The 4435-nt window shown below is 67.1% G+C and carries 3 protein-coding genes and 2 pseudogenes; 3 read left to right on the top strand and 2 right to left on the bottom strand.

What is annotated here, in order from left to right; translation table 11 throughout:
• Positions 1-609 (top strand): annotated as a pseudogene (locus Q4E95_RS07710) (ATP-dependent helicase); the annotation flags it as partial.
• A gap of 6 nt (positions 610-615) precedes the next feature.
• The gene (locus tag Q4E95_RS07705) at positions 616-1485 is read left to right on the top strand and encodes a site-specific DNA-methyltransferase (protein WP_303382743.1); all 870 of its coding nucleotides are present in this window, start codon (positions 616-618) and stop codon (positions 1483-1485) included.
• 92 nt (positions 1486-1577) lie between these two features.
• Here the strand turns inward: Q4E95_RS07705 and Q4E95_RS07700 are convergent, their stop codons facing one another.
• A complete protein-coding gene (locus Q4E95_RS07700) occupies positions 1578-2429 on the bottom strand; it encodes a PHP domain-containing protein (RefSeq protein WP_303382742.1) in 852 nt (283 codons plus the stop codon).
• Positions 2430-2526: 97 nt separating this feature from the next.
• On the opposite strand from Q4E95_RS07700, the gene Q4E95_RS07695 reads away from it, so the two are divergent.
• Positions 2527-4110 (top strand): aminopeptidase P family protein, encoded by a 1584-nt coding sequence (locus tag Q4E95_RS07695; protein WP_303382745.1) that lies wholly within the window; start codon positions 2527-2529, stop codon positions 4108-4110.
• A 99-nt stretch (positions 4111-4209) separates the two neighbouring features.
• Here Q4E95_RS07695 and Q4E95_RS07690 read toward each other — a convergent pair.
• Positions 4210-4435 (bottom strand): annotated as a pseudogene (locus Q4E95_RS07690) (hypothetical protein); the annotation flags it as partial.

The following is a 4435-nucleotide window of genomic DNA, read 5'->3' as shown; positions in this document are numbered from 1 at the left end:
TTCCAGTGCCCCGAGGACGAGAAGACCTACCTGCACCGCACCGGCCGCACCGGCCGCGCGGGCAACAAGGGTACGGCCGTCACGTTCGTGGACTGGGACGACGTCCCCCGTTGGCGCTTGATCGACAAGGCCCTCGAGCTCGGCATCCCCGAGCCCGTGGAGACCTACTCGTCCTCCGAGCACCTGTACACCGATCTGAGCATCCCCCGGGGCACCAAGGGCCGGCTTCCCAAGGCCCGCCGTACCCACGAGGGCCTGGACGCCGAGACCCTCGAGGACCTGGGTGAGCCCGGCAAGAAGGCTCGAAGCCCCCGTGAGGGTTCGGGTTCACGACGCCGCGGCACCGACTCCCGCTCGTCCGGCGCCCGCCAGGGTGGCCGGGGCCGCGGTGGCCGTGATCGCGATGAGAACTCGTCCGACTCACCCCGTCAGGCAGAGGACGACCAGCCCCGCGCGGAGCGTCAGAAGTCCGAACGAGAAAAGACCGTGGAGTCCACGGACGGGGGCCGCACGCGCCGTCGTCGTCGCCGTCGTCCGTCGTCTCAGAACCAGGGCCAAGGAAACGGCCGGCAGGGCGGCGCCCAGCAGGCGAGCCCCGCCGCCGAGTAGCGCGGTGTGTCGGTGAAGGACTCGTTCCGGTTCGATCCCCTCGGGGACAGCTGCATCATTGAGGGTGAGAACCTGGAGGTGCTCCGCGCTCTTCCGGACGAGGCCTTCACCGTGATCTACCTGGATCCACCCTTCAACACGGGGCGGGCCCAGGTGCGCCGGACCACCACCTCGATTCCCGTACCGGACGGGCAGGGTGATCGCGTGGGGTTCTCCGGCCGCTCGTACGAGACCGTCATGGGCCAGTTGCGCCGCTACGACGATTCGTTCGCGGATTATCTGGCGTTCCTGGAACCACGGTTGCTGGAGGCCCGAAGGCTGCTCACCCGTGACGGCACCCTGTACCTGCACCTGGATTACCGGGAAGTGCATTACGCCAAGATCATGCTGGACGCATTGTTCGGGCGCGCCAGTTTTCTCAACGAGATCATCTGGGCCTATGACTTCGGCGGTAAATCCACCCGGAAGTGGCCCTCCAAGCACGACACGATCCTGGTGTACGTCAAGGATCCCAAGAACTACCACTTCGATTCCGCCGAGGTGGACCGGGAGCCCTACATGGCGCCGGGGCTGGTCGGACCCGAGAAGGCCGCACGCGGCAAACTGCCCACGGATGTCTGGTGGCACACCATTGTCTCCCCCACCGGCAAGGAAAAAACCGGCTACCCCACTCAGAAACCCGTGGGCATTGTGCGGCGCATGATTGCGGCGTCCTCACGCCGCGGGGACTGGGTGCTGGATTTCTTCGCCGGTTCCGGAACCACGGGGGCCGCGGCCACGTTGCTCGGCCGCAAGTTCGTGTGCGTGGACGTGAACCCGGAGGCCGTGGAGGTCATGACGGAACGGCTCCCGGGGACTGCGGTCCACACGCTTTGACGCGGCGGTCGCGCTCGCATCCGGTGTTCCCACGCCCGGTGTTCCCCCGGTCAGCACGGTCACCCGGCGCGGACCCGATCCGCGCGGACAACCTACGGCCAGCGCACCTTGATGTCCGAGGTGGCTTGCTCGCTAATGCGGGTCAGCGATTGCACCGAGGTCGAATTCTCACCCAGAAGATTGGGTTTGCCCTTGCCGTGGTAGTCGCTGGAGCCGGTCACGATCAGGTCGTGATCGGCGGCCATCTGCATCAGGATGGCCCTCGTCTCGTCCGGGTTGTCCCGGTGGGCGACCTCCAGCCCGGCCAGCCCGGCGTCGATCATCGCGTGGAAATCTGCTTCGGTGGGAATCCGGCCGCGCGTGGGTGCCATGGGGTGGGCGCACACCGGAACACCCCCGGCGGCGCGGACGAGCTTGATGGCTTCCACCGGATCCATGGTCGTGTGCCGCACGTAGTACGGCGAGCGTCCGGAGAGAATGTCGAAAAACGCGGCGGAGCGGTTGGACACGATCCCCAGTTCCACCAGGGCGTCCGCGATGTGGGGGCGACCCACCGTGGCGTCCGCACCCATGTGGCGCTCAACGTCTCCCCACGTGATGTCGTAGTCCGCCGAGAGCAACTCGACCATGCGCCGAGCGCGGGTCAGGCGCCCGGTACGCGAGGACTCCAATGCCGTCAGCAGTGGCTCGTGGGTGGGATCGTGGAGGTAACTGAGCATGTGCACCGAGACCCCGTTGGACGTGGTGCACGTGATTTCCATCCCCGGGACAAAGGCCAGCCCCAGCGCCACGGCGGTGTCACCGGCTTCTTGCCACCCCGCAGTGGTGTCGTGGTCGGTCAACGCGAAAACGTCCAGACCGGCTGCCTTGGCCGAACGAGCGACGTCTGCGGGGGTCTCGGTTCCGTCCGAGGCAATGGAATGGGTGTGAAGGTCGATGCGCATCACTGGCAACGATACCCGCAGGCCCGCATTTGACCCGCGTGGCACCATGGAAGCAACGATTGCAGCGATCCAGCGCACCAAGGAGATGAACACGTTCATGAGCGCAAGCTCCCAACACGTAACCCCGTCCGCCGCGTCCCAGGACTCCGAGGAACAGCCCCTCGAACAGCGCGTGGACAACCGTTCGCAACGCCCGGACACCGAGGCCTTCCGTGCATTCATGGCCTCCGGCTGGGCCGCCCCGGAAACCACGAGCACCCCTCGTTCCGAGGTGGCCGAGTACGCCGCGGCCCGCCGGGCCAAGCTGTCCCGGTTGTTCCCGGGCGAGCGCCTGGTGATTCCCGCCGGCGCCCCCAAGGTGCGTTCCAACGACACCGACTACCGCTTCCGCCCGCACTCCGCGTTCGCCCACGTGACCGGCATGGGTGTGGACCACGAGCCCGAGGCCGTACTGGTCATGGAGCCCACCGAGGACGGCCGGGGAGACAACGGCAGTGGCCACGTGGCCACCCTGTATTTCCACCCGATGGCCGGCCGTGATTCGGACGAGTTCTACGCGGACGCCAAGAACGGTGAGTTCTGGGTGGGTCCGCGACCGACCCTGCGCCAGCTCTCCGAGGAGTTCGATCTGCCGGCCGAGGATCTCTCCGGCCTCGAGGATGCCGTCACGGTCAACGCCGGCAACGCCGCCCTGGGGGGTATGAGCATCCGCCTGGTGCGCGATGTGGACCTGAACATGGATGCCCTGGTGGACACCTCACGCCTGAATACCGGTGTGGACCTGGAACAGTCCGACGCCAAGGACGCCAAACTCACGGAGGCCCTGAGCGAACTGCGTCTCATCAAGGACGACTACGAGATCGGCCAGTTGCGCCGGGCCGTGGACGCCACCATTCGTGGTTTCGAGGACATTGTCGCGGTGCTTCCCCGAGCCATGGCTGGCGAGCGCGGCGAGCGCGTGGTCGAGGGAGCGTTCTTTTCCCGCGCCCGGTTGGAAGGTAACGATCTGGGCTACGACACCATTGCGGCGTCGGGCAACAACGCCACGGTGCTGCATTGGATCCGCAACAACGGGTCGGTCAAGCCCGGCGAGATGATCCTGGTGGACGCGGGTGTGGAGGCCGAGTCGCTCTACACCGCGGACCTCACGCGCACCCTCCCGGTGGACGGCAGCTACACGGAGATCCAGCGCACGGTCTACCAGGCCGTCCTCGACGCCGCCGACGCCGCCTTCGAGACCGCCGTACCCGGCAACAAGTTTCGCGACGTCCACGCGGCCGCCATGAGGGTGCTCGCCCTGCGGCTCGAGGAATGGGGGCTGCTGCCGGTCTCGGCGGACGTGTCCCTGTCCGAGGCAGGCCAGCACCACCGCCGTTGGATGCCCCACGGCACCAGCCACCACCTGGGACTGGACGTTCACGACTGCGCACAGGCCAAGCGCGAGCTCTACCTGGATGCGGTGATCGAACCCGGCATGGTGTTCACGATCGAGCCCGGACTGTACTTCAAGGCCGAGGACCTCTCCATCCCCGAGCAATACCGGGGCATGGGCGTGCGCATCGAGGACGACGTGCTGATCACCGAGAACGGCAACGAAAACCTTTCCGAGGCCCTGCCCCGCTCCCCCGAGGACGTGGAGATCTGGATCCAGGGGATCTGGAGCCGCTCGGCCACCGCGTGAGCGACATGACAACGGCGGTGGGGCACTCTCGAAAGAGTGCCCCACCGCCGTTGTCATCCCCTGGCGCGAAGCGTCCGGCCACGAATGCTGTGCGAGTTGTTACCGATCGGATGTTCGTTCAGCATCGGGAGAGTCCTGAGATGCGGGACGGTCCGTGGACCACGGTGCGTTGACCGCGGACGACCCCTGCTGCGGTTGCGGCTGGGCGGGTGCTTCCGGTTCGAGGCGGATGCCGTACTGCGGGCGGCCGTCCGGCAGGTCCGGGAACTTGGCGGAGCGGTTGGCGTCCTGGTGCTGCGGCGCTCCGCCGGCGGGCTGGCCCTGC

Origin of the sequence: Kocuria sp. (assembly GCF_030536815.1) — a bacterium.
Classification (GTDB): domain Bacteria; phylum Actinomycetota; class Actinomycetes; order Actinomycetales; family Micrococcaceae; genus Kocuria; species Kocuria gwangalliensis.
Note: the sequence above shows the minus strand (reverse complement) of the source record. Positions and strands in the feature narration are given on the sequence as shown.

Excerpts from the sequence above, each read along its gene's own strand:
- Q4E95_RS07695 (WP_303382745.1), top strand. The coding sequence starts at position 2,527 with ATGAGCGCAAGCTCCCAACACGTAACCCCGTCCGCCGCGTCCCAGGAC.
- Q4E95_RS07700 (WP_303382742.1), bottom strand. The coding sequence starts at position 2,429 with ATGCGCATCGACCTTCACACCCATTCCATTGCCTCGGACGGAACCGAG.